The sequence below is a fragment of the Actinomycetota bacterium genome, assembly GCA_040757835.1.
Taxonomy (GTDB): Bacteria; Actinomycetota; Geothermincolia; order Geothermincolales; family RBG-13-55-18; genus SURF-21.
This window is the reverse complement of the sequence record JBFLWJ010000009.1, coordinates 85,653-106,440: the sequence shown is the minus strand read 5'-3', so window position 1 is coordinate 106,440 and position 20,788 is coordinate 85,653. Positions and strand designations below refer to the sequence as shown.

Here is a 20,788-nt window from a genome sequence, read left to right as displayed (position 1 = left end):
CATCACGATATAAAATCGGCCTATATATGGTTATCGGAGCAAACGGGAAGGTGTCTTAATCAAGACCCTGGTCGATGCGGTGGAGCATGTCGATGACCAGTTGCAGGGCGACCGCAAGGGACTCGGGCCGCACGTTCTCGATGACGTCGTGGCGGGTATGGTAATTGGGCATGAGGCGGCTGGAATCGTAGCAGCAGATAGAGACGGAGGGGATGCCTTCGCGGGCGAAGGCGCTGCCGTCGGTGGCTCCTACCGCCATCACGGTGGTGATGAGTTCGCGGCCGTTCGCCGCCGCCGCTTCCCGGGCCATATCGACCAGGTAAGGGTCCATCTTCGCGCCGCACCAGATCTCGCGCTTGAAGGCGGTGAGGAAGTCCTCGTCCGCGATGTTGTCCAGGAAGATGGCATAGGTGGGAAAGTCGGTGTATTCGCTCTTGTGCCTCGCGGCGTAGCGTTTGGCGCCTCGCAAGCCTGCTTCCTCGGAGGAGAGCGCCAGCAGGACCACCTCGGTGTTCTCGGGATAGAAGCCGCCGCTCTCCCTGGCTTCGCCCAGGTATTTGGAGAGTCCCGCCAGTACGGCGATGCCGGACATGTCGTCCATGGCGCCCGGGACCACATCCCGGGTGTGGAAGAAGAAGAAGACCGCCACTATGGGGGAGAGGGCTATGAGGATGATACCCAGGACCCAATATACGATGCTGTCGGGTGCTCCGCTCGAGTCTGTTATGGTCCGTGCCAGGCTGGCGCCGAGGACCAGAAGGGGCGCGAGGAAGGCCACGGCCATGGCGGGCACGGACAGCCCCTTCAGCCAGTACCACACCTTGAACTCGTATGCGGAGTCCAGGTGGGCGGAGACGATGAGCCTCCTCTTCGCCTCGCCCCTCGGCGGAACGAAACCGGCCACGTTCTCGCCGCTGCGCCTGGGAAAAGCGAAGTCTATGAACTCGCGGTAGCGCACTACCTCGTAATAGAGGATGGCGATTCCGATGGCGGCGAGGATGACAGAGACGGGGGGGTAGACGAAATAGAGGACCACGCCGCCGAGGTAGAGGAGCACCAGGAAGGGAAAAGAGCCCAGGAAAGCCTTGGGGTGACAGTTGAACTCCTCCACCTCTACCCGCTCGCATACCGGCGCGATCTCCTGGGCGTACATGCGCCCGAGGCGCTTCTCTTCCTCGCCGCACGATTCACGCGGCCCGATCTCGGCTACCGCGCGGTCCACCAGCCCGTACATATAATCGGTGTATGCGTCCGCAGTCGCCATGGTCCCCTCCGTTTCCGCCCGGCAGAGACGTCCCGCACCAGTTTAACACGACCGCGTGACGGCAAGGCAGCACTAATGACAAGGGGGACCCGATCGTGCCGCTTCTCTGACGGCCCGCCTTCATATACTATATTCGCAAAGTTTCCGCCCGGTCTCGGGGAGGCATGCAAAGCCGGGCCATCTATTGTCTGGAGGGATCATGGAGGAGATAGCAGAGGTCGAGAGCCCGCTTACCCCCACGGAGGAAGCGCTGCGCGGTATCACCGGCAGGGTGGTTACCGCGGCCATCATCGCGGACGCCCCCGGGGTCATATCGGGGTCTGCCGCCGTCGCGGAGGCGGCCCAGGAGCTGGGTCTTGGGATGGAGATGATGGCGGAGGAGGGGAGCGAGGTCTCGCAGGGAGAGGAGGTCACCCGCTTCACCGGCACCCCCGCACAGATGGTCCAGGCGGATGGGCGCCTCATCGGGGCGCTGGCCAAGACCTCGGGCATCGCCACCTCCGCCCGCGATTTCGTGAAGGCGGCCGGCAAGAAACCCAGGGTCGTATGCGGGGCCTGGAGCAGGATGCCGCCCGCCGACCAGGAGGCCGTCCGTCGGGCGGTGGTCGCGGGAGGAGCTGATCACAGCATCACCGAGAAACCCCACGTCTACCTGGACGTGAACCTTATCGAGATGATCGGGGGCATCAGGGAGAGCATCGAGGCCGTCTCGCGCCTGGCATCCGGGCGGACCATCGTGGTGCAGGTCAAGGGCAGGCATTCCAGCGTCGCCAGGGAGGCGCTGGAGGCGGCGGAGTGCGGTGCGGGGATCGTCTTCATAGACACCGGCGCCAACCTCGACTTCATGGAGGCGGCCTTCGAGCTGGACCGTGCCGGCCTGCGGAGGAAGGTCAAGATCGCCTTCGGCGGAGACCTCGACCTCAAGGGCTTGCGCGGCATCAAGAAAGACAAGTTCGGGATAGAGATCGTCGATGTCGGCAAGAGCATCGCGGACGCGCCGCTCCTGGACATGCACCTTGAGATCATCTCCGTGCAGGAGGCATGACCCCAGGCTGCTGGCCTACCCCAACTTGTCGCGGATCTCGTCCAGCCGGTCCTTGCCCTCGGCGCTGTAAGCCGGGCAGGCCCGCAGCGTCTCGCAGCCGTACTCGTCGCAGTGGGCGCAGGTGACGACTCCCCCCTCCAGGGCACAGATACGCACTTGGCACGTGTCGCAGTAACCTGACCTGCGTGCTCCTTCGCCCGACTTGCAGCTGTCACAGAGGATGCTCTCGGGAGGTATCTCCATCTTGAACTGCTCGCTCCACTCCTTCGCCACGCGGGCCAGTTCCTCCATGTCTCCTGCCTGGGTGGCGCGGTAGGCCGGACACTCCGAGCAGTCCAGCCCACAGAAAGATATCATCTCGTACATCCGCCTCTCCTTTCCGTCACAGGCTCCAGCCCGTATGGCGGTCGCATACTTCGCGCATATATGGGTAGAGCCAGGGCTCGACCTCCGGGGATAAGTAGAAAGCGGGAAAGAGCAGGTTCTGGCCCGGCTCGACAACTCCCTCGCGCAGGGCGATGCAGTGCAGCTCACAGTCGGGGTATATGCGTATGCCGGCGGTGACCCCCAACATGTCCGGGTCGAGCTCCTCCATGAGCTCCACACTCTCCTTGACCGTATCCTCGCTCTCACCCGGACCCCCCAGCAAGAGAAAACAGTTGATGCGAAAACCCAGCTTCTTCGCGCCGGTTATGGACTCGATGACCTGGTCGCGGCTGAAGCCCTTCTTCAGGGAGGCGAGGATGTCTTCCGAGCCGCTCTCGTTACCGATGCTCAGCCCGCTGCACCCGGCCTCACGCATCAGTTCCATCATCTCGAGGTCGCAGTATAGAGGGTTGAGGTTCGCGATCCAGTGCAGGGACGGCCTGGCCGCGATGATATGGCGGCAGAGTTCCTTCGTATAGTCAGGGGGGTAGTTGAAGAGCGAATCCACGAAGGCGGCGGTGCCTATGCCGTAGCGGGTCTCGAGGGACGCCAGCTCGTCCGCGACCTCGGCGGGCTCGCGTACGCGCACCAGCCGGCCTTCGACCGTGGGAGAACTGCAGTAGATGCAGCACATGTGACATCCCCGCCGCGATTGCAGGTTGGCGATGAAAGGGAACCTGCTCCCCGGTCTCAGGTTATAGCGGGTGACGTCGAAGAGGTCGCGCTCGGGGGGCGGGAAGAGCCCCGGCCAGGTGTGGGGGCCGGGTGGGTTAACGCGGGAAATGGCTCCGCGGCGCAACGCCAGGCCCGCCATGTCGTCCACTTCCGCCCCCGCCTCCATCCTTTCCAGCAATTCCACGCAGGCCCTTTCGCCCTCACCGACGATGCCCATCTCCACCCCCATGTATTCCAGGCACTCCAGGGGGAAGATGGTGAACCCGGCGCCGCCAAGCACTATGGGGGCATCCGTCTCGGATCTTATTGCGTCAGCCACTTCCTTCGCCGCCGGAGGGTAGAACTCGCTTGCGTACTTGTCCTGGTTGTCGATATTGCGCAGGGAGAGGCCTACACAGTCGGGGCGGAAGTCGCGGATCCGCTCCACGGTGTCCGCGGCTGCGTCCTCCGAGAACATGAGGTCGAGGCAGGAGATGTCGTGGCCCGCCTGCCTTGCCGCCGCGGCCACACAGGCGATGCCCAGCGGGAAGGGTATGAGGTTGTCGCGGCAGCGGTTCTCGCTGATAAAGAGGACTCTCATCCGTGTTCCGTTCCCCGGGATCGGTCAGGGTCTGCCCTTGATGGTATCACGCGGCGGCAGGTTTCTTCCTTGCGTGCAGACGGATGGCCAGCTGTGTGCGGTAGATGAAGCCGGCGGCGACCAGCGCAGCATAGAAGTAGAGCAGGACCGTGAGGAAGCCCCCATCCGCCAGGTCCGTGCCCACCTGGAAGGCGTGGATGAGGGCGACGGTGAAGACGGCGTAGTTCAACCGGTGTACCATCCTCCAGGAACGCTTAAGGTATTTCCTCAGCAGAACGACGGTGGTGGTCACGGTGAAGATATACAGCGCGACCGGCCCGAGCTTCTGAAACCCCGGCCACAGGCCTTCCGCGATCACCAGCACCATGTGGGCCACGGCCATGGAGAAACCCACGATGCCGGCGGTGTTGTGCAGCCGGAAGAGGAGCCGGGGCTTGAAGACCTTGACCAGCAGGGGCCGGAAAGAGCCGGTGATGATGTTGAGGAAGAGCACCGTAAGGGCGTAAAGAGCCAGTATGCGCAGTGCGGTCCAGGAGGCGGAATAGGAAGCGGTCCCGGAGGCCGCGACCACCAGTGGCGGAACGACCAGGGTCCCCGCCGCCAGTGCGGCGAGCACGGTCTGAACCGCGATGCGCCGGCTACCCTGCAGTGCTTTCAATCCGTCACCTGCCTGTCTTCCGCGAGTTCGTCTCCATGTCCCGGGCGCCGCCGGCACCGCGGCGGCACGCACTCAACTCCTTTATTCCCGCCCCGGAGAGGTTTTTATCGCCCCACCGCCACCTTATAATTACCACACCGGTGCGATGCCGGGGGAACCGAGCGACGACCGGCGGGAGGCCAGGCCGGGATTCCCCCGCTGAGCGAAATGGAGGTGGATGGATGGCAGGGGACACATCTCTCGGGAGCCAGGCGCTTTTCTCCGATGCGGGCGGCATGCGGGACTTCGGGGACGGCGTCTTTATGCTGCAGGGGTTCGCCAACGTCTGCCTGATCGAGACCGGCGAGGGCCTGGTCCTCTTCGACGCCGGGCTGCCCACGGACGGGTGGCGAATCGTCAAAGAGCTGAGGGCAGTCAGCGAGCGGCCGGTGCGCTACATCGTCTACGGCCACGGCCACGCCGACCATGCCTTCGGCGCGAGGCCGGTGCTGGAGGACGCTGAGCAGCGGGGAGACGGCAAACCGGTCATCCTGGCCCACGAGGCCCTGCCGGCGCGCTTCGACCGTTACCAGAGGATGCTCCCGTACCACGAGCACATCAACCGCATCCAGTTCGCCATCCCCGAGGGCATCCCGGCCTTTCCCTGGGACTACATCTATCCGGACGATACCTTCCGCGAAGAGAAGTCCTTTCGCCTCGGAGGCACCACCTTCGAGCTGAAACATGCGCGGGGGGAGACGGATGACCACGTGTGGATGTGGGTGCCGGAGAGGAAGGTGGTTTGCGCCTCCGACTTCTGGGTGTGGTCCTGCCCCAACGTAGGCAACCCCTTCAAGGTGCAGCGCTACGCCCTGGAATGGGCGCAGGCCCTGGAGGACATGGCGGCATTGTCCCCGGAGCTGCTGCTGCCGGGCCACGGCGCAGCCATCAGGGGTAAAGCGGGGGTAGAGGAAGCCTGTACAACGGTGGCCAGTGCCCTCAGGTATCTCGACGGCCAGGTGGTGGACATGCTCAACCAGGGAAGGTGGCAGGAGGACATCCTGGAGTCCTTCACCTGGCCGGAGGAGTTCGCCGCAAGCCCTTACCTGGCCCCCATCTACGGTCACCCCTATTTCGTCGTGCAGGCGCTTCTGCGGCAGTACCACGGCTGGTACGGAGGCAACCCCTCCCGGCTCTTTCCCTCCCCACGGTCCGAGCTGGCGGCCCAGATGCTCGAGCTGGCGGGAGGAGCAGATGCCGTCATGGACAGGGCTCGCGGGCTCGGGGATGAGGGCAGGGCGCAGCTGGCGCTGCACCTGGTGGACCTGGTGCTGGACGTGGGCGCCGAGCCGCGCCGGGAAGCCCTGGAGCTCAAGTCCTCTCTCCTTGAAACCCTGGCTGCGCAGGAGAAGAGCCTCATCGCGAGGAACATATTCCTGGGAGGAGTGCGGCAGATAACAAAAGAGTTGCGGGAAGGGGAGAAGCCGGGATAATGCAGGTCTTCACCATCGCGCTGGCCGCCTTCGCGGTATCCTTCGTCTTCTCCATGATGGGGGCGGGTGGTTCCCAGATCCTCGTGCCCATCCTCTTCTGGCTTGGCCTCGACTTCAAGACCGGCGCCATCCCCGTAGGCCTGCTCGCCGCGGCCGTCACCTGTTTCTCCGCCGGGGGGCTGTACTGGCGGCGAGGGATGGTGCGCCTCTCCACCGCCTGGCCCTTCGCCCTGGCGGTACTCGCCGGCAGCCCCCTGGGAGCCCTGCTGGCCAGGCCCACGTCCTCCACCGCTTTGATGATCGTGTTCGCGGTGGTGAACATCGCCGTGGGCCTGTTGGTGCTGCGGGACCGCAGCATGGTCAAAGGCGAGGAGCTGCCGCGCCGCAAGGAGCTGACCATCGCCCTGCTGGTGGGGTTCGGGATAGGTTTCTTTATCGGCTTCATCGCCCGCGACGGAGGCCCTTTTACCATGGCCATCCTGGTGCTCATGGGCTTCGAGGCCAGGGAGGCGGCGGGGACCGCACCGGTGATCGTCGCCCTGGGCTGCCTGGTCGCCTTCGCCGTGCACGCCTTCGATATGACCGCCGGCTGGGCCATCGTGCTGGCGGTGTCGCTGGCGAGCCTGGTGGGTTCGCAGGTGGGCGCCCGTTACATGAGCGAGCGCATGGAGTCCCGTTCCATCCGCATCCTCTTCACCACGGTAATGGTCCTCGTGGGCGTGGTCATCCTCATCCAGGCGCTGTAGAGCCAGGCGGTCGGTTTGCGGCGCTGCGTACTTGTCCACTGGCTGTATTTGGGTTATTTCACCCCGCATGATGAAGGTTTGCTTGCTCTGGATGCTAGAATATCTTCAGCAGGGGAACGGATACGATGGATGCGCAGACCGCCGTCCGGGGGACGGCCGCATCGAAGGGGGTAAGGGTCATGGGAGAGGTGCACGGAGGCAGCATCACCGCCAGGTATCTGAAGGAAGTCGAGGGCGTAGATACTATATTCTCGCTATCCGGAGGGCATATCCTCCCCATCCTGGACGGCTGCATCGACCGCGGCATCAGGGTCATCGACGTGCGCCACGAGCAGGCCGCCGCGATGATGGCCCATGCCTGGTCCATCTACAAGGGGCAGCCGGGGGTGTGCCTGGTCACCGCCGGCCCCGGTTTCACCAATACCCTGACCGGCGTGGCCAACGCCTACCATGAAGGCGCGCCCATGGTGGTGATAAGCGGCGTGGGCTCCATCCGCGAGCTGGACAAGGGGGCCCTGCAGGACGTGAACCAGGTGGACATGATCAAACCCGTCACCAAGTGGACGGGGAAGTGCCACGATATCACCAGGATTCCTGAATACCTGCAGGCGGCTTTCCGGCACGCTATATCGGGCAGGCCGGGCCCCGTCTACCTGGAGCTGGTCCCGGATATCCTCTTTGACCGGGTCGATGAGGATGCCGTCGGCTTTCCCGCGGGGCCGAGTGCCGCGACGCCGGTGCCGGCCGACGGGGCTGCGGTGGCGGAAGCCGCCGCGCTCCTGAACGGGGCCGAGAAGCCGTTGCTGCTGGGCGGAGACGGCATCTGCTGGAGCCGTGCCGGAAATATACTCCAGACCCTGGTGGAGAAGGCGAACATCCCCACCCTGCTGGCGAACTGCGGGCGGGGCGCCATCCCTGACGAACATCCCCTCTCCCTGTGGCGCGGCGGCTTCGGGGGGCTGATCACCGCCCTGTCCATGGCCGACGTGGTTCTGGCGGTGGGGATAAGGTTCAACTGGCTGCTCAACTACGGCGACTATATCGCAAATGCCAGGGTGATCCGGGTGGACATCGATCCCGTGGAGGTGAACCGCAACCGCACCGCGGACGCCGCCCTGGTGGGCGACGCCGGCACGGTGCTGAGGCAGCTGGAGCCCGCGGTGGAGGCGAAGGACCGCGGCGGGTGGCTCGCCGAGCTCGACGGCCTCCTGACAACATTGAGCGCGGGCGACCGGCAGCAGATGGAGACCCCCGTCCACCCCATCCACCCCTTCCGGCTCATGCACGGCCTCAGGCAGGGAGTAGGAGACGACGCCATCTATATCATAGACGGGGGAGACACCGTCTACTTCGGCCTCGTCTCCCTGCGCGCCGGCGAGACGGCGGGGGTAATAGCCAACGGCCTGCAGTTCGGCAGCCTGGGGATAGGGCTGCCCTTCGCCATGGCCGCCAAGCTGGCCCAGCCCGAGAAGAAGGTGGTGGTGGTCTCCGGCGACGGCTCCTTCGGCTTCAACGCCATGGAGTTCGAGACCGCCGCCCGCCACGGCATACCGGTGCTGGCCGTGGTCTGCAACGACCAGGCATGGGGCTCGGCCAAACACTCCCAGGAGTTGTGCTTCGCGCCGGACCGCGTGTGCGGCACCCAGCTGGGCGCTGTGCACTACGAGGGCATGGTCGAGTCCCTGGGGGGTTACGGTGAGCTGGTGGAAAGGGACGAGGATATAGTGCCAGCCCTGGAGAGGGCGCTCGCTTCAGGCAAGCCCGCCTGCGTGAACGTGCTCACCGACCCCACCGTGACCAGCCCCTCGACGCTCATCTACGCCGAGAGCATCAAGAACTGGTCGGCGTAACCGCCTGGCGCGGGGTCAGTGTCCCCCCGCCGGCAGGGTATAAGTCAGACCGCCCAGCTCCGGGCACGCGGCTGAGTCATATGTGGTCGTTCCCACGATATCCCTGCCGGGGATGTTAGAATTATGGCATCAGGAGGTGGGAATGGAACCAGGGCAAGCAGACATTGATATTCTAGTGGGTTTAAGGGAGCAGGAGCTACGTTTCTTCGCAAAGTGGTCACTCATAGCTGGTATCGGGGCATTCGGTATCCTGATATTGATTATTGCCGTGGGCGTAATAATAGAAGTCCTAATAGCTCATGTTTCAGACGATGGAACTCTGAGGATACTGTGGTCACTTTCCTTCTTCATTGCACGGATTATGATTGTGTCGACCTCTTGTCCAACAATCATAGCAATAGTGCTAGCTGTTCTAGGCAAGAGACGCCTTACACCCGATTCCGAAAGGGGGATACGTAGAAGATTGAATGCAGGTCTGGTCCTCGGGATAATATACCTTTCGCTCGTCCTCATCGCCATTTTCATTTCGAGCATAGTCTACTTTCAACGACTCAGTTGGTACTACTAGGTTAAGGGGCCGGGCGAGGAATGAACCGCCCGGCCTTTGTTGTTTCTAATGTCCTATGAGATCTCGTCGATGGTGAGGGGGGTCTTCGAGGTCAGCTCGCAGCCGTCCTTGGTGATGACGATGGGGTTCTCGTAGCGGAAGCCCACGTCGTCCTCCTGCGCGGCGTACTGCATGGCCAGGATGACCATCTCGTTCTCCTGGTAGGAATGGTCGGGGTCGGTCCAGTAGGGGATGGGTATGTCCATGCTCGCCCCCACCCGCCACTCATCGCCGAAGAGGCCGATGCCGTGTTCCACCCCGGGCAGGATGAAGTCGGAGCAGCCGCGGTCCTCCGCGAACTTCCCACACTCGGTGATGAGGTCGCCCGGCGTGGCTCCGGCCTTATAGCTGTCGGCCACGAACTGCACGCAGGCCACGAAGTTGTCGGCGTGCCAGCGTGCCCTCTTCGAGGCCGGTGCGATGATGTAGTTGCGGGAATGGTCTCCCAGGGCCAGCTTGAACATGGCGTGCAGGTCGAACATGAGCGCGTCCCCCGCCTCGAACTCCTTGGTGGTGGGAGGGGTGCAGGCCCCCAGCCCGGTGCGCCAGCCGCTGGAGATCTCGTTGAGGCCGGCGAAGTTCCACTCCGAGACGCTGCCCTCGCGCCGCATGGCCAGGGCGGCGATGCCCGCCAGCTCGGTCTCGGTCATCCCCTTCCAGCCGCCGTTCTCGATGGCCTCGCGCGCCGCCTTGTGGCCCGCGTCCACGATGCGTCCCGCCTCGCGGAAGCGGTTGATGGTGCCCTCGTCCTTGATGAGGGAGGCTTGGTCCACGATGTCGTGGGCGTTCACGAACTCGAAGTCAGGCAGGGCGTCCCGGAAGCGCTCGTACTCGTAATGGGTCATCCAGCCTTCGGCGGTGTAGGTAGCCATCCCGGTCTCGTAGCCGATGCGCCCCTTGGAGAGGCTCAGCTCGTCCTCGATAAAATACTGTATGACCTCGATCTGGTCGGCCCCGCCGGCGCCGAAGTAGCCGCGCACGTGGTCTTCGTCCAGCCAGGTCTCGCTGAGCAGGCGCGCCGAGTCGATGACGAAGGTGAAGACGGTGGGCAACCCCTCGGCGGGGATGACCATGAAGCTGCGCCAGGGCACGAAGGCGTCCAGCACGAAGCTCATGGTGCGGATGCGAGAGGCGAGGTAGACGTCGATGTCGCGGGCGTGCATCCCGGCCTGTATGTCCACCAGGCGCGTGTCCAGGTCTACGGCGTAGGGGTCGTTGGGGTCGTATTCGGGCATGGTCATCATCTCCTGTGCTCATCCCGCGATGCGCGTTGCACCGGGGGTCCCTGCTGCTTCGCTATGTACAAGCCAGCGGTTGCCTTATCAGTAATCGGTGGGGATGGTCGCGAGGACCTTGTTGAGCTTGTCCACCAGGGGGGCCAGGCGCAGCGCCTTGGCCATGTTGCCCCGCAGCGCCAACTTGCGCGAGGTCAGCGCCCTCACCGCGCCTAGTTCGGCCCGGCTTATCTTGGCGAAGGTGTCGTAGTCCGCGATGATCTTGAACTCCGCCTTGGGGCCCTCGCCCTCACCGGTCTCGAAGGCCGCTATCTTGCCGTCCTCGAAGGCCACGTAGAAGTAGTGCTCTTTCCCGTCGGGGCAGTTCCTGTAGATGTTGTTCATGGAGCTGGTCACGTGATGCAGCGCCTCCTGCGTCAGCTCCGCCTCGACGCGCCTGCGCCCTTCCTCCGCCCACTCCGGGCTCAGATAGACGAAATTCGCCATAGCGTCCTCCCCTCCTATTGGATGAACCTCTCGGTCGTCAACCATTCCTATGGTACCACGCGTTTCATTGTGTGGTGTCAGCTTCAGTATCTTCTGCCAGACGTATACGTGCCAGGCCTTAACGCTCGGAAGCATTAAGGCACTGGACACCGTCGCGCTGTAGACGGCGCTGTCGCTTACGCGATGCAGACTGTCGAGCGCGGAAATGACAATCAGACCCTTGAACCTGCTAGCGCGGGAAAGAATAGCGCAGGCCGTTCAGCTTACCCCAGACGAAGAGCAGGCCGACCTTGGGCGCCTTCACCGGGGACATGGCGAAGGCGCTGACCCCCAGGCGCCGCAGGGCGATGTTTAGGATGTTGTCGCAGTGCCCGCAGGTGTTCAGCTCGTCCACCACCTTATAGGAGTCGCTGATGCGGGGAAGCACCTCCTTGCAGGCGCACTTGCCCAGCACCATCACCGGTTCCTGCAGGCCTGCCAGCTGCTCATCGTCGAAGCCTTTCCCGGTCAGGATGGTCAGCGGCCGCCCCTCCAGCTCTTCCGGCGTGCCGGACTCGTTGACCACCAGCTCCAGGGTCTGCTCCGCGTGGCCCAGGCAGCCCTCGTAGCAGGCGCCGTCCCTGCCGACCACGAAGCGTATGCTCGATGGCAGGTGCGCCTCGAACTCCCAGGGGACCTTCTCCTGCGGTGGCAGGTCGCCGTCGATGGTGATGGCGTCCATATCCGCGATGCCGAGTCCTTGTTCCGCCGCCAGCTTCACGTGCTTTATCTCGTGGGGCTCGTGGCCGAGGACGCGTGCGGCCACCGCGTCAACCGCCACCGTGTCGGTGCCGCCGAAGACCATGTCGCGGTCGCGCAGCAGTCCCGCGACGTAGCGCCCCGCCGGCATGGGCCCGCGCGCGACCACCTTGATGGCGTCGACGAGGGTGAAGTCGGGCTGGATGTAGGCATAGATGTCCACGATCTTATGGTGCAGGTCGCGGTTGTGATGGCGGGCGCGGTCCGCGTCGTAAAGCAGGCCCATCTGGTTCTTGAGCCCGGCCGTCATCTGGGCCTGGCAGTGCGCTTTTAGCACCGGCAGGTTGAGGTAGAAGGAATCCTCCCGGTTCTCGACCAGGTGCCGGTAGAGGATGCCGGGGAACTCGTAGCTCTCGTCGGAACCCTCCCGGAGGGAGACGGCTACCGGCTTCTCCTCGTCCAGGTAGAGGCACTTAGCCCCCATCTTCCTGGCCTCCTTGGCGATGCTGGTGGCCGCGAAGCAGTGGCGGGTGAAGTTGCCCTGCGAGCAGTTGTCCATGATAAATATCTTCTTGCCGGCGCCGTGCTCGCGGATGACGGCTACCGCCGCCTCGATTATCGGGAGGGACGTGAAGAGGTGCTGGTGGTGCCAGACCGCGTTGATCTTTATGAACACCGTGCTGCTCTTGATCAACTTGGATTTGGCGTCATCGAAACAGCCCAGGACCTCCCTCACGGCCTGGACGGGGTCGTTACCGACCTTGCGGACCGCTACGCGAGACCTCTCCATGGGCACCTCCAGCCGTTTCCACCTACCCTACCGTCTCCAGGATTATACTACGGGGCAGCGCCGGAAGTTTCATCGCGGTCGCCCTTGCGGTATCATATGCGCGTATTGTTTTTAATCCCCGGTAACCATAGAGAAGGAGGATGGCCCATGTTCAACGGGATATTCCACATCCGCAAGCCGGAGAACGAGCCGGTTTACGGCTATGCCCCCGGCAGCAAGGAGCGCGCCGAGCTCAAGGCGGCGCTCCAGGACATGCTCGACAACCCCGTCGAGGTGCCGTGCATCATCGGGGGTCGCGAGGTTGAAAGCGGCGACCTGGTGGAGATGCGCTGCCCGCATAACCTGTCGCAGGTTCTCGGGTCCTACCACCGTGCCGGCCCCAAGGAGGCGGAGATGGCCATCGATGCCGCCAACGTGGCCAAGGTGGCGTGGAGCGAGATCGAGTGGTCCTCGCGGGCCACGGTGCTGCTCAAGGCGGCGGAACTGCTCTCGGGCAAGTACCGGCAGACCCTCAACGCCGCCACCATGCTGGCCATGAGCAAGACCTGCCACCAGGCCGAGATCGACTCCGCCTGCGAACTCATCGATTTCTGGCGCTTCAACCCCTACTTCATGACCCAGATCTACGACGACCAGCCCATCTCAACCCACGGCGTGCTCAACTACATGGAGCACCGCCCCCTGGAGGGGTTCGTCTTCGCCATCACCCCCTTCAACTTCACCTCCATCGCGGGCAATCTGCCTACGGCGCCGGCGCTCATGGGAAACGCCGTGGTGTGGAAGCCGTCATCGGACGCGGTGCTCCCCGCCTACTACATCATGAAGATCCTCGAGGAGGCGGGGATGCCGGAAGGCGTCATCAACATGGTGCCCGGGCCCGGTCCCGTGGTGGCGCCGCCCGCCCTCAACCACCTCGACCTGGGGGGAGTGCACTTCACCGGCTCCACCTACGTCTTCTCCACCATCTGGCTGACCATCGGCTCGGATATCCGCAAGTATTTTTCCTACCCGCGCATCGTGGGCGAGACGGGGGGCAAGGACTTCATCTTCGCGCATGTCTCCTCCGACATAGACGTGCTGGTCGCGGCCATCGTACGCGGCGGCTTCGAGTACCAGGGACAGAAGTGCTCCGCCCCCAGCCGCGTCTACATCCCGGACAGTATCTGGCCCAAGGTCAAGGAGCAGATGCTTGACGAGATCGCCACCATCAAGGTGGGGGACGTCTGCGATTTTTCGAACTACGTGAATGCGGTCATCGCCAAGGACTCCTTCGACAAGATCGCCGGTTATATCGAGTTCGCGCGGCAGGACCCGAACATGGAGATCCTGTGCGGCGGGACCTGCGATGACTCGGTGGGATATTTCGTCCAGCCCACGGTGGTGCTCTCCAGGGACCCCCGCTCTAAGTTGATGTCGGAGGAGATCTTCGGTCCCGTGGTCACCGTCTACGTCTACCCGGAGAAGGAATACGAAGAGACCCTGGAGCTGTGCAACACCACCAGCCCTTACGCCCTCACCGGCGCCATCTTCGGACAGGACCGCTACGCCATCGTCAAGGCGGTGAAGAAGCTGCGCCACGCCGCGGGCAATTTCTATATAAACGACAAGCCCACCGGGGCAGTGGTGGGCCAGCAGCCCTTCGGCGGCTCGCGCGCCTCGGGCACCAACGACAAGGCGGGGAGCTGGCTCAACCTGGAGCGCTGGATCTCCACCCGCTGCATCAAGGAGAACTTCCTGCCGCCCGCGGACTACCGCTACCCGTTCCTGGGAGAAGAGTAATGGGGTCTTGGACTTTGGATACCATAATATGCCAGGCGCGGTATAATGCCAGCTTAGAGGGGATGTATTTAGCCGTTTTGCACGAACATACCAGAGTATCCAAGATCCAAGACCTGGCCCCCTAAACGTCCTTGGGGGGGACATGAAGCCGCCGGCGGTGCGTTCCGCCAGGGGAGTCATGCTCCGGCATTCCTCGAGTTCCACTGCGGTACCGGTGAGGAACTCGCCCAGACGCAGAGCCTGTTTCCCGATCTGCTTGTGCACGTATGGCTCCGTATCCAGGTCTTCCCGGGAGAAATCATCCCGCGCCAAGGAACACCCCGCCTTTCCCCTCTCTTATGCGTTCACCCCTTGTTCAACCACGGGAACCTCTCGCGGGGCACGTGCCGCCGGCCGCTGGCCCTGCCACTGGCCGCCGGCAATGTTATATATTAGAACCTGCATGGGAGGGGGAAAGGAGCACGGCGGGAGGAGAGTAATGCGGGAGGATTTCGACAGCATAGTGGTGGGGGCGGGGATAGCCGGCCTGGGGGTCGCGTCCATACTGGCCTCGGAGGCCGGAGAGAAGGTGCTGGTGCTCGACCGCAACGACCGGCCCGGCGGTCGGCTCATGAGCTACGCGGACACGCCCGGCAAGGGCTGGAAGGTGGATATCGGCCTGCACATGACCGAGTTGGGCGACGCCTCCTCCATCCACGCCCTCAACGCGAGGGTGGGGGTGGACGTGGCCTGGGGTCCGTTCTCCGAGACGGTGCAGTTCTACCACGAGGGGAAGTTCGTGAACATCGCGGAGCTGGTCCCTATGAGCGGAGAGGAGCGGCGTGCCTTCGGCTCCACCTTGCGCCTCATCGCCGAGATGGAGGACGCGGAGATCGCCGCCTGGGACGACCGTTCCCTGGCGGAATGGCTGGCCGAGAACGTGCCCAGCGAGGCGGTGCGGGACCTCTTCACCGATATGGGGATGATCATGACCACCATCCCCGAGGCCATAGACATGGCGGCGGGGGAGGTGCTCTACATCGGCCGTGACAACCTGCGCAAGAAAAGCCAGCTCCTCACCTCCAGCTACCCCATCGGCGGCATGGAGGCCTTCACCCGCGGACTGGTCAAGGTCATCGAGGACAACTGGGGCAGGGTCGAGACGGGCCGCGAGGTCGCGGAGGTGATCATCTCCGGGGGTGTTGCCCGCGGTGTCAGGGTGGCGAAGAGCGGCGGCGGTCCCTATCCCGGTTACTACGCCATGCCGCAGCTGGAGGAGATCACCGCCGGTAAGGTGATCTGCGCCCTCCCTATCTACCAGCTTCCGTCCATCATCGACTTCTCACCCGCCACCTCGCCCATGCCGTCGTGGTGGACGAAGCGCATCGCGGACATCATGCACGAGGTGACCTGCCTGGTGGGTTTCATGTTCGGGCTCTCCGAGCCGGTGACGGACAAGCTGTGCTTCTTCAGCGCCCTCGAGACCCCCCATGCCGGCCTGCCCTTCCAAGCCTTCCCGGCCTCCAACTTCGATCCCGGTATAGCTCCCGCGGGCAAACAGCTCCTCCATACCGACGTGGTCTGCGAGTACCCCGAGGCGTCGGACCCCTTCGAGCGCCGGCGCATCCTGGACGCCCTGTGGCTGGACCTCGGCGAGATGTTCCCCGGTATCGCGGACGCGGTGGAGTGGAAGGTGCCATATTACGTGGCCGGATGCGACGGGCTTGCCCGCAAGCCCGGCCTGGTGGGGGAGTTCAAGCCCAAACTGCAGGCGCCGGGCGTGGACAACCTCTTCTTCGCGGGCGACACATATATCGGACGCGGCCTGGCCATGAACGGGGCGGCTCTCTCGGCCATGCAGTGCGCTGATCTTATCCTGAAGGGGATGGAATAAGGGAAAGGAACAGAGATGCCCATCGAGAGAGACCTCGAGGCCTTAAAAGACTTTGCCCTGGAGGAGGGTGCGGTATCGGCGGAAGTCATACCGGCACACGAGGTGGTCTTTGACGAGAGGACGGTCCACAAGTGCCAGTTCGGGTGTCCCTCCTACGGGTGCTACCTCACGTGCCCGCCTTTCACGCCCACGCCATCCGAGTTCGAGAAGGCCCTGCGCACCTATAAGTGGGCGGTCATGGTTGAGTGCGACCTTGCCGACCTCAACCGGCTGGTAGTGGAGGTCGAGAAGGAGGCAATGCGGCGCGGTTACTACCTGGCGCTGGGGCTGAAGGGACAGCGCTGCCTGCTGTGCGAGGAATGCGTCCCCCCCGGCGAAACCTGCCGCGACCCCCTGAACGCGCGCCCCTCCATGTCCGGGCTGGGGATCAACGTCTTCGCCACGCTCAAGAAGGCCGGCATGGAACGCAGACTGGCCACCGGCGGGGAGGACTACGCCTCCTGGGGCATGGTCCTCGTGGACTAGCTAGGGGCCGTATCTTAGTTCTTCTGTCCCCCGCCCTACCCGGCATCTTATCGATCCCGTTGCATGGGGATTGAAGAACGAAGATACGGACCATCTATTCCCCGGCCCGTGCCACAACCAACCGAGCCTACGCGGGTAAGATCTCGCTGCGATGTTGCGTCCTGATACTCAGGCCTCGGTGGTGATAAAGGGACGCTTGTCCCGGTGGCAGATGATCTGGATGACCTCGCGGCCGGAGGAGGCGGCAGGGGGCAGCCCTCCGCCGGGCTTTACCCACTGCCCGATCATGTAGAAGCCCTGCAGGCCGGGCAGCGTCATGTCCATCCCCTTGACCACCTCGCCGATATTTCCCGTCGTGAGCATCCAGCCCTCGTAGCTACCCTGCCAGTTATTGGTGTACCGCTTGTAAGTCATGGGCGTGGCCACATCCACCATCTCGACTTTCCCTGCAATAGCGGGAAATCTCCCTTCCATAGCTGTCACGATGGTGTCCGCGATACGCTGTTTCTCTTCCCTGTATGCGTCGCGGTCATCGTAAAGCCTTTCCCAGTATGCGTAGGCCGTCGTGAAGGTGGTGATAAGGACCGTTTTCCCCGCCGGCATCTGGACGGGATCGAACCTGTGGTTTACCACTTGCATGCGCCGGTGCTCCTGTCCGGCGATCTCTACGGGGCCGGGCAGGGGGAAGTTGATCGTCTGCGGCTCATCGGGCAGTTCATCCGCTATACCCAGGGCGACCTGCACCAGGGGCTCGAAGATAGGATGGCTGCGGTAACGCTCGCGCAGCTTCTCGTCCACGTACTTTCCCTCCAGCATGCCGAAGATGGTTGCGTGCCCGTCGGCGGCTGAGACCACGATGTCGGCACGGTGTTCGCTGCCGTCCTCCAGCCGCACCCCTACCGCGCGGCCGCTCTCCACCAGGACCTTCTCCACCCGTGACTTGTAGGTTATCTCGCCGCCCAGGTCCAGGTAACGCTTCTCGATGGCGCGGGAGAACTCGAGGGACCCTCCCACGGGATATCCGGCGTCGCGGTTGTTCAGCCACGCCATGGTGAAGAGGAGCCCGAGGAGAGGAAAGTCGGGGAGGTCGAATATCGAGGCGAAGAACTCATGCAGCAGGGGGTCGGTGAAACGCTCCCCGAACGCCTTGGCGGTCGTCCTGCGGTATTTCAACAGGGGCCGCAGCAGCGGCAACATCCTCGGCAGCATTTTCAGCCCGTCGAGCGGGGAGGAGATCTCCCGCGGCTTGGCCAATGGCATGTCCACGCGGCTGATTGCCCTGATGGCCCCGGTGAACTCCTCGATGAGCGCGGCGTCGGCCGGGGCCAGCTCCTTCATGTGCCGCTCCAGGCGGTCGACGTCGGTATAGAGGTCGAACGATTTACCGCCGCTGCCCTCGAAGTGTATGAACACGTCGTGGTTCACGATCTCGCTGCCCTTGAGGGCTCCGAGTTCCCGCCAGATGCGGTTGAAGCTGGAACCGGGCTTGGACCCGACCAGCCAGTGGATGCAGCCGTCGACGGTGTAGTCCCTGCGTTGCCAGGCGGTGCACAGCCCGCCGGGCTTGTCGTGCAGCTCGAAGATGTGCGTGTCGTAGCCGTTCATGCGGCCGTAGCAACCCGCGGACAGTCCGGCGATGCCCGCACCGATGACGATTATCGATCTGGCCATGCTTTTCCTTCCTCGTTGTCCGTATCTCATAGACGATCATAGCAGCCGGGTGGATGAAGAGACCAGCTGGCCGGTGCCGCAGGACAGCTCCCGCGGCAGGGTGGGGGAGTACGGGGTCCATCCCCGGACCGCACCGGCGAAGATGCTGGCGTAATGGTCCATGCTGAACCGGTGTCCGTCTCCGTTCTTGTTCAGTATCAGGGGGAAGAGGATATCGAAACGGCGGTCGGTCAGGCAGGCGGTGATGATCCCGCCCGCTATCCACAGGGCCAGGGAATCCGACTGCATCAGGCGGAAGCCGTAACTCCTGAACGAATGGTCCCCGCGGTCGAGTGCGGCCGGGAATGCCTGGCGATCTACCGTTTGCGGGGGTCCTCCACCGGAATCCCCTGCCGCTTTTTTGCCGGCACCCTCGTTTGTCTCGGGAAGATCCCCATCAACAAATCGTCATTCCGCTACACGGCCTTTATGCAGGCTGTTTGGTATTGATGCGAATCCTGGCCTGGTCGCCTCGTGAATGTACATTTCCCTGGAAACCGTTTGAGGGCGCTCTCGCCGCCGGCTGCGCCGCACGCCGGAGGGGAGGTTGCCGTTGACCCCCGTATCTTGCCGCTCAGGGCTGGAAAGGCGCCGCTCCCTGGATATGTTTTCACCTCTGGCCGGGCCGCTGAAAGCGAACAACCACGGTTCCCAGAAAAAAATAGGCGTTATGTATGGGGGGATTTAAGCTGTACTCAGACATAAAAAGAGGTCCGGTCAGGCGGACAGGACAGGGGGAAGGAGTGAGGAAGATGTTCAGGATCAGGGAGATGCGGGAAAACGAGGGAGTACTCTTCCTGGCCAGCTTCCTCGTCGTTGCTGCCACCTGTCTGCTCTATACCATCTAGGGGAGGTGAAAAATGGAAACCCTGGAACAGAGCGTCAAGAAGTGCGAGAAGAGCGTGAGCAAGTGCCGCAGCTTCTTCGTGAAGCGGCTGGAGCAGCACTTCATCGACAAGGGCATCAAGATCCCCGAGGGGATATTCACCCTGTTCGATACGCCCTTCAGCCAGTTCACGCCGGAATACAAGGCCATGTACGAGCAGAAGATCAAGGGGCAGGCGCTCTTCCACATCTTCTCGGACATGCTGGTGGAGATCTACCAGGAGCTGGATGCGGACAAGTCGGGATGGGAGGCAGCGGCCAACTATCTCGAGGACACGCCCATGAGGATCTGTGCCCTGCTGGCCATGAAGAGGATCGACGAACTGGAGGAGCTGCCCGACAGCGACTACCTGTATATGGTGGAGCAGTTCAACAGCCTCTCGGAGGCCAGGATTACCCCCAGGGAGCAGAAGTTCGGTGTGCGGCCTTATACCGGGGCGGGCAGGAGCCACTGGTGGAAGAGGGAGGACCAGCAAAGGTTGGAGAGCAACGCAAGGAACTGAGACCCGATATCGTAGGAGTGCTTTTATCCATTATTTCAATCCGTAAGGTCTCAACTCACGATAGAAGGTGAAGCCAACCTCTCGTTGAAGCGCCGGGATCCCGGCGCTTCAGGCTTTTTCCGCCTCGATCTCCAGCCGTACGGCATCGACGTGGACCAGCCCTTCCGCATCCGGAGGGAAGCGTTCGACGTAGCCCTCGACTATCGCGGCGATGAAACCCTCGCGCAAATCCTCGGGAAGGCGCTGCGTCAAGGGCAGCCAGGTGGTGCGGATCCAGGCGGTGAGGCCACGGCTGCCCTCGTGGGTCATGTCCTTGGGGACCAGCTCGACCCGGAGCGGGCGCAGGCCGGCGTCCTCCAGCCATCGCGTGTATTCCTCCGGGCCACAGAAACGGTACGGCAGGGCGAAATCGTGGAAAAACCTGCCCCAGTCCCCCCGAGAGAGCACGGACATCATCACCTGGACCACGTTTGCGGCCATCCCCCTTCCCCCCATCTGGAAGAGCAACCGGCCGCCACCCTTCAGGCTCCTTTCCACGCCCCTCAGGACCAGTCCCTGGTCGGGGACCCAGTGCAGGACGGCGTTGGAGAAGGCCACGTCGAACTCTCCGTCAAAGCTCAGCTCCTGAGCGTCCATGACCTGCCAGGAAAGGTTGGGGTAATCTTCCGGAGGGAAGCTGTCGCGGGCGAAGCTGATCATCTCAGGGGAGCTGTCGATGCCCACCACGGCGCCTGAAGGCACCAGTTCCGATAGCTCCACGGTGAGCCTGCCGTCTCCGCACCCGATGTCCAGGACACGCTCGTCGCCCCGCAGGTTCAGCTTGGGGAAAAGCTCGCGCCCCCACTTCTTCTGCTGGGACGACGAGTCGTGGTAATCGGCGGCGTCCCAGAGGTAACCACCCGTGTCGCGGCTCATACTCGCGCCTCCTCAGTCGGGCGACT

The 20,788-nt window shown here is 63.4% G+C and carries 19 protein-coding genes; 9 read left to right on the top strand and 10 right to left on the bottom strand.

The window, feature by feature from the left end:
• Window positions 1–55 precede the first annotated feature (55 nt).
• Window positions 56–1,264: a M28 family peptidase gene (locus tag AB1384_09240; protein ID MEW6554456.1), complete on the bottom strand. Its 1,209-nt coding sequence runs from the start codon at window positions 1,262–1,264 to the stop codon at window positions 56–58.
• Window positions 1,265–1,463: 199 nt separating this feature from the next.
• Here AB1384_09240 and AB1384_09235 point away from each other — a divergent pair, with 199 nt between their 5' ends.
• Window positions 1,464–2,309, top strand: a complete 846-nt coding sequence (locus AB1384_09235; GenBank protein MEW6554455.1) for a hypothetical protein — start codon at window positions 1,464–1,466, stop codon at window positions 2,307–2,309.
• A gap of 15 nt (window positions 2,310–2,324) precedes the next feature.
• Here AB1384_09235 and AB1384_09230 read toward each other — a convergent pair whose 3' ends face one another.
• Genes AB1384_09230 through AB1384_09220 form a run of 3 tightly spaced genes read right to left on the bottom strand, consistent with a single transcriptional unit; the run spans window position 2,325 to window position 4,648 of the window.
• A complete protein-coding gene (locus AB1384_09230; protein ID MEW6554454.1) occupies window positions 2,325–2,675 on the bottom strand; it encodes a DUF3795 domain-containing protein in 351 nt (116 codons plus the stop codon).
• A gap of 16 nt (window positions 2,676–2,691) precedes the next feature.
• A complete protein-coding gene (locus AB1384_09225; protein ID MEW6554453.1) occupies window positions 2,692–3,990 on the bottom strand; it encodes a radical SAM protein in 1,299 nt (432 codons plus the stop codon).
• A gap of 46 nt (window positions 3,991–4,036) precedes the next feature.
• Window positions 4,037–4,648, bottom strand: coding sequence for a hypothetical protein (locus AB1384_09220; protein MEW6554452.1), 612 nt, complete (start codon window positions 4,646–4,648; stop codon window positions 4,037–4,039).
• Window positions 4,649–4,869: 221 nt separating this feature from the next.
• On the opposite strand from AB1384_09220, the gene AB1384_09215 reads away from it, so the two are divergent.
• From AB1384_09215 to AB1384_09200, 4 genes are all read left to right on the top strand, one after another.
• A complete protein-coding gene (locus tag AB1384_09215; GenBank protein MEW6554451.1) occupies window positions 4,870–6,120 on the top strand; it encodes an alkyl sulfatase dimerization domain-containing protein in 1,251 nt (416 codons plus the stop codon).
• Window positions 6,120–6,866, top strand: a complete 747-nt coding sequence (locus AB1384_09210; protein MEW6554450.1) for a sulfite exporter TauE/SafE family protein — start codon at window positions 6,120–6,122, stop codon at window positions 6,864–6,866. The genes AB1384_09215 and AB1384_09210 overlap by 1 nt, the downstream gene beginning before the upstream one ends.
• Window positions 6,867–6,991: 125 nt before the next feature.
• Window positions 6,992–8,716, top strand: coding sequence for a thiamine pyrophosphate-binding protein (locus AB1384_09205; protein MEW6554449.1), 1,725 nt, complete (start codon window positions 6,992–6,994; stop codon window positions 8,714–8,716).
• A gap of 142 nt (window positions 8,717–8,858) precedes the next feature.
• The gene (locus tag AB1384_09200) at window positions 8,859–9,284 is read left to right on the top strand and encodes a hypothetical protein (GenBank protein ID MEW6554448.1); all 426 of its coding nucleotides are present in this window, start codon (window positions 8,859–8,861) and stop codon (window positions 9,282–9,284) included.
• Window positions 9,285–9,337: 53 nt separating this feature from the next.
• Here AB1384_09200 and AB1384_09195 read toward each other — a convergent pair whose 3' ends face one another.
• From AB1384_09195 to AB1384_09185, 3 genes are all read right to left on the bottom strand, one after another.
• On the bottom strand, window positions 9,338–10,558 hold the full coding sequence (locus tag AB1384_09195; protein MEW6554447.1) for a M24 family metallopeptidase: 1,221 nt from the start codon (window positions 10,556–10,558) through the stop codon (window positions 9,338–9,340).
• Between the two features lie 87 nt (window positions 10,559–10,645).
• Window positions 10,646–11,044 carry an SCP2 sterol-binding domain-containing protein gene (locus AB1384_09190; GenBank protein MEW6554446.1) on the bottom strand — a complete coding sequence of 133 codons (399 nt, stop codon included), beginning with the start codon at window positions 11,042–11,044 and terminating at the stop codon, window positions 10,646–10,648.
• 229 nt (window positions 11,045–11,273) lie between these two features.
• The gene (locus AB1384_09185) at window positions 11,274–12,572 is read right to left on the bottom strand and encodes a DUF362 domain-containing protein (GenBank protein ID MEW6554445.1); all 1,299 of its coding nucleotides are present in this window, start codon (window positions 12,570–12,572) and stop codon (window positions 11,274–11,276) included.
• Between the two features lie 147 nt (window positions 12,573–12,719).
• Between AB1384_09185 and pruA the strand changes: the two genes are divergently transcribed.
• The 3 genes from pruA (at window position 12,720) to AB1384_09170 (ending at window position 16,749) form a co-directional block, all read left to right on the top strand.
• Complete coding sequence (gene pruA / locus AB1384_09180) at window positions 12,720–14,351, top strand: L-glutamate gamma-semialdehyde dehydrogenase (GenBank protein MEW6554444.1); 1,632 nt, start codon at window positions 12,720–12,722, stop codon at window positions 14,349–14,351.
• Between the two features lie 478 nt (window positions 14,352–14,829).
• Window positions 14,830–16,224: an FAD-dependent oxidoreductase gene (locus AB1384_09175; protein ID MEW6554443.1), complete on the top strand. Its 1,395-nt coding sequence runs from the start codon at window positions 14,830–14,832 to the stop codon at window positions 16,222–16,224.
• Window positions 16,225–16,239: 15 nt separating this feature from the next.
• Window positions 16,240–16,749 carry a DUF2284 domain-containing protein gene (locus AB1384_09170; protein ID MEW6554442.1) on the top strand — a complete coding sequence of 170 codons (510 nt, stop codon included), beginning with the start codon at window positions 16,240–16,242 and terminating at the stop codon, window positions 16,747–16,749.
• Window positions 16,750–16,917: 168 nt separating this feature from the next.
• Here AB1384_09170 and AB1384_09165 read toward each other — a convergent pair whose 3' ends face one another.
• Together AB1384_09165 and AB1384_09160 are read right to left on the bottom strand one after the other, a co-directional pair.
• The gene (locus AB1384_09165) at window positions 16,918–18,420 is read right to left on the bottom strand and encodes an NAD(P)/FAD-dependent oxidoreductase (protein MEW6554441.1); all 1,503 of its coding nucleotides are present in this window, start codon (window positions 18,418–18,420) and stop codon (window positions 16,918–16,920) included.
• Window positions 18,421–18,456: 36 nt separating this feature from the next.
• Complete coding sequence (locus AB1384_09160; protein ID MEW6554440.1) at window positions 18,457–18,708, bottom strand: hypothetical protein; 252 nt, start codon at window positions 18,706–18,708, stop codon at window positions 18,457–18,459.
• Window positions 18,709–19,319: 611 nt separating this feature from the next.
• Here AB1384_09160 and AB1384_09155 point away from each other — a divergent pair.
• Window positions 19,320–19,847 carry a hypothetical protein gene (locus AB1384_09155; protein ID MEW6554439.1) on the top strand — a complete coding sequence of 176 codons (528 nt, stop codon included), beginning with the start codon at window positions 19,320–19,322 and terminating at the stop codon, window positions 19,845–19,847.
• A gap of 108 nt (window positions 19,848–19,955) precedes the next feature.
• On the opposite strand, the gene AB1384_09150 is transcribed toward AB1384_09155, so the two are convergent.
• On the bottom strand, window positions 19,956–20,762 hold the full coding sequence (locus AB1384_09150; protein ID MEW6554438.1) for a methyltransferase domain-containing protein: 807 nt from the start codon (window positions 20,760–20,762) through the stop codon (window positions 19,956–19,958).
• Window positions 20,763–20,788: the final 26 nt, after the last annotated feature.

What these genes read in the sequence shown, in the direction of transcription:
- AB1384_09240 (MEW6554456.1), bottom strand. Translation starts at nt 1,264, where the DNA reads ATGGCGACTGCGGACGCATACACCGATTATATGTACGGGCTGGTGGAC.
- AB1384_09235 (MEW6554455.1), top strand. Translation starts at nt 1,464, where the DNA reads ATGGAGGAGATAGCAGAGGTCGAGAGCCCGCTTACCCCCACGGAGGAA.
- AB1384_09230 (MEW6554454.1), bottom strand. Translation starts at nt 2,675, where the DNA reads ATGTACGAGATGATATCTTTCTGTGGGCTGGACTGCTCGGAGTGTCCG.
- AB1384_09225 (MEW6554453.1), bottom strand. Translation starts at nt 3,990, where the DNA reads ATGAGAGTCCTCTTTATCAGCGAGAACCGCTGCCGCGACAACCTCATA.
- AB1384_09215 (MEW6554451.1), top strand. Translation starts at nt 4,870, where the DNA reads ATGGCAGGGGACACATCTCTCGGGAGCCAGGCGCTTTTCTCCGATGCG.
- AB1384_09210 (MEW6554450.1), top strand. Translation starts at nt 6,120, where the DNA reads ATGCAGGTCTTCACCATCGCGCTGGCCGCCTTCGCGGTATCCTTCGTC.
- AB1384_09205 (MEW6554449.1), top strand. Translation starts at nt 6,992, where the DNA reads ATGGATGCGCAGACCGCCGTCCGGGGGACGGCCGCATCGAAGGGGGTA.
- AB1384_09200 (MEW6554448.1), top strand. Translation starts at nt 8,859, where the DNA reads ATGGAACCAGGGCAAGCAGACATTGATATTCTAGTGGGTTTAAGGGAG.
- AB1384_09195 (MEW6554447.1), bottom strand. Translation starts at nt 10,558, where the DNA reads ATGCCCGAATACGACCCCAACGACCCCTACGCCGTAGACCTGGACACG.
- AB1384_09190 (MEW6554446.1), bottom strand. Translation starts at nt 11,044, where the DNA reads ATGGCGAATTTCGTCTATCTGAGCCCGGAGTGGGCGGAGGAAGGGCGC.
- AB1384_09185 (MEW6554445.1), bottom strand. Translation starts at nt 12,572, where the DNA reads ATGGAGAGGTCTCGCGTAGCGGTCCGCAAGGTCGGTAACGACCCCGTC.
- pruA (MEW6554444.1), top strand. Translation starts at nt 12,720, where the DNA reads ATGTTCAACGGGATATTCCACATCCGCAAGCCGGAGAACGAGCCGGTT.
- AB1384_09175 (MEW6554443.1), top strand. Translation starts at nt 14,830, where the DNA reads ATGCGGGAGGATTTCGACAGCATAGTGGTGGGGGCGGGGATAGCCGGC.
- AB1384_09170 (MEW6554442.1), top strand. Translation starts at nt 16,240, where the DNA reads ATGCCCATCGAGAGAGACCTCGAGGCCTTAAAAGACTTTGCCCTGGAG.
- AB1384_09165 (MEW6554441.1), bottom strand. Translation starts at nt 18,420, where the DNA reads ATGGCCAGATCGATAATCGTCATCGGTGCGGGCATCGCCGGACTGTCC.
- AB1384_09160 (MEW6554440.1), bottom strand. Translation starts at nt 18,708, where the DNA reads ATGCAGTCGGATTCCCTGGCCCTGTGGATAGCGGGCGGGATCATCACC.
- AB1384_09155 (MEW6554439.1), top strand. Translation starts at nt 19,320, where the DNA reads ATGGAAACCCTGGAACAGAGCGTCAAGAAGTGCGAGAAGAGCGTGAGC.
- AB1384_09150 (MEW6554438.1), bottom strand. Translation starts at nt 20,762, where the DNA reads ATGAGCCGCGACACGGGTGGTTACCTCTGGGACGCCGCCGATTACCAC.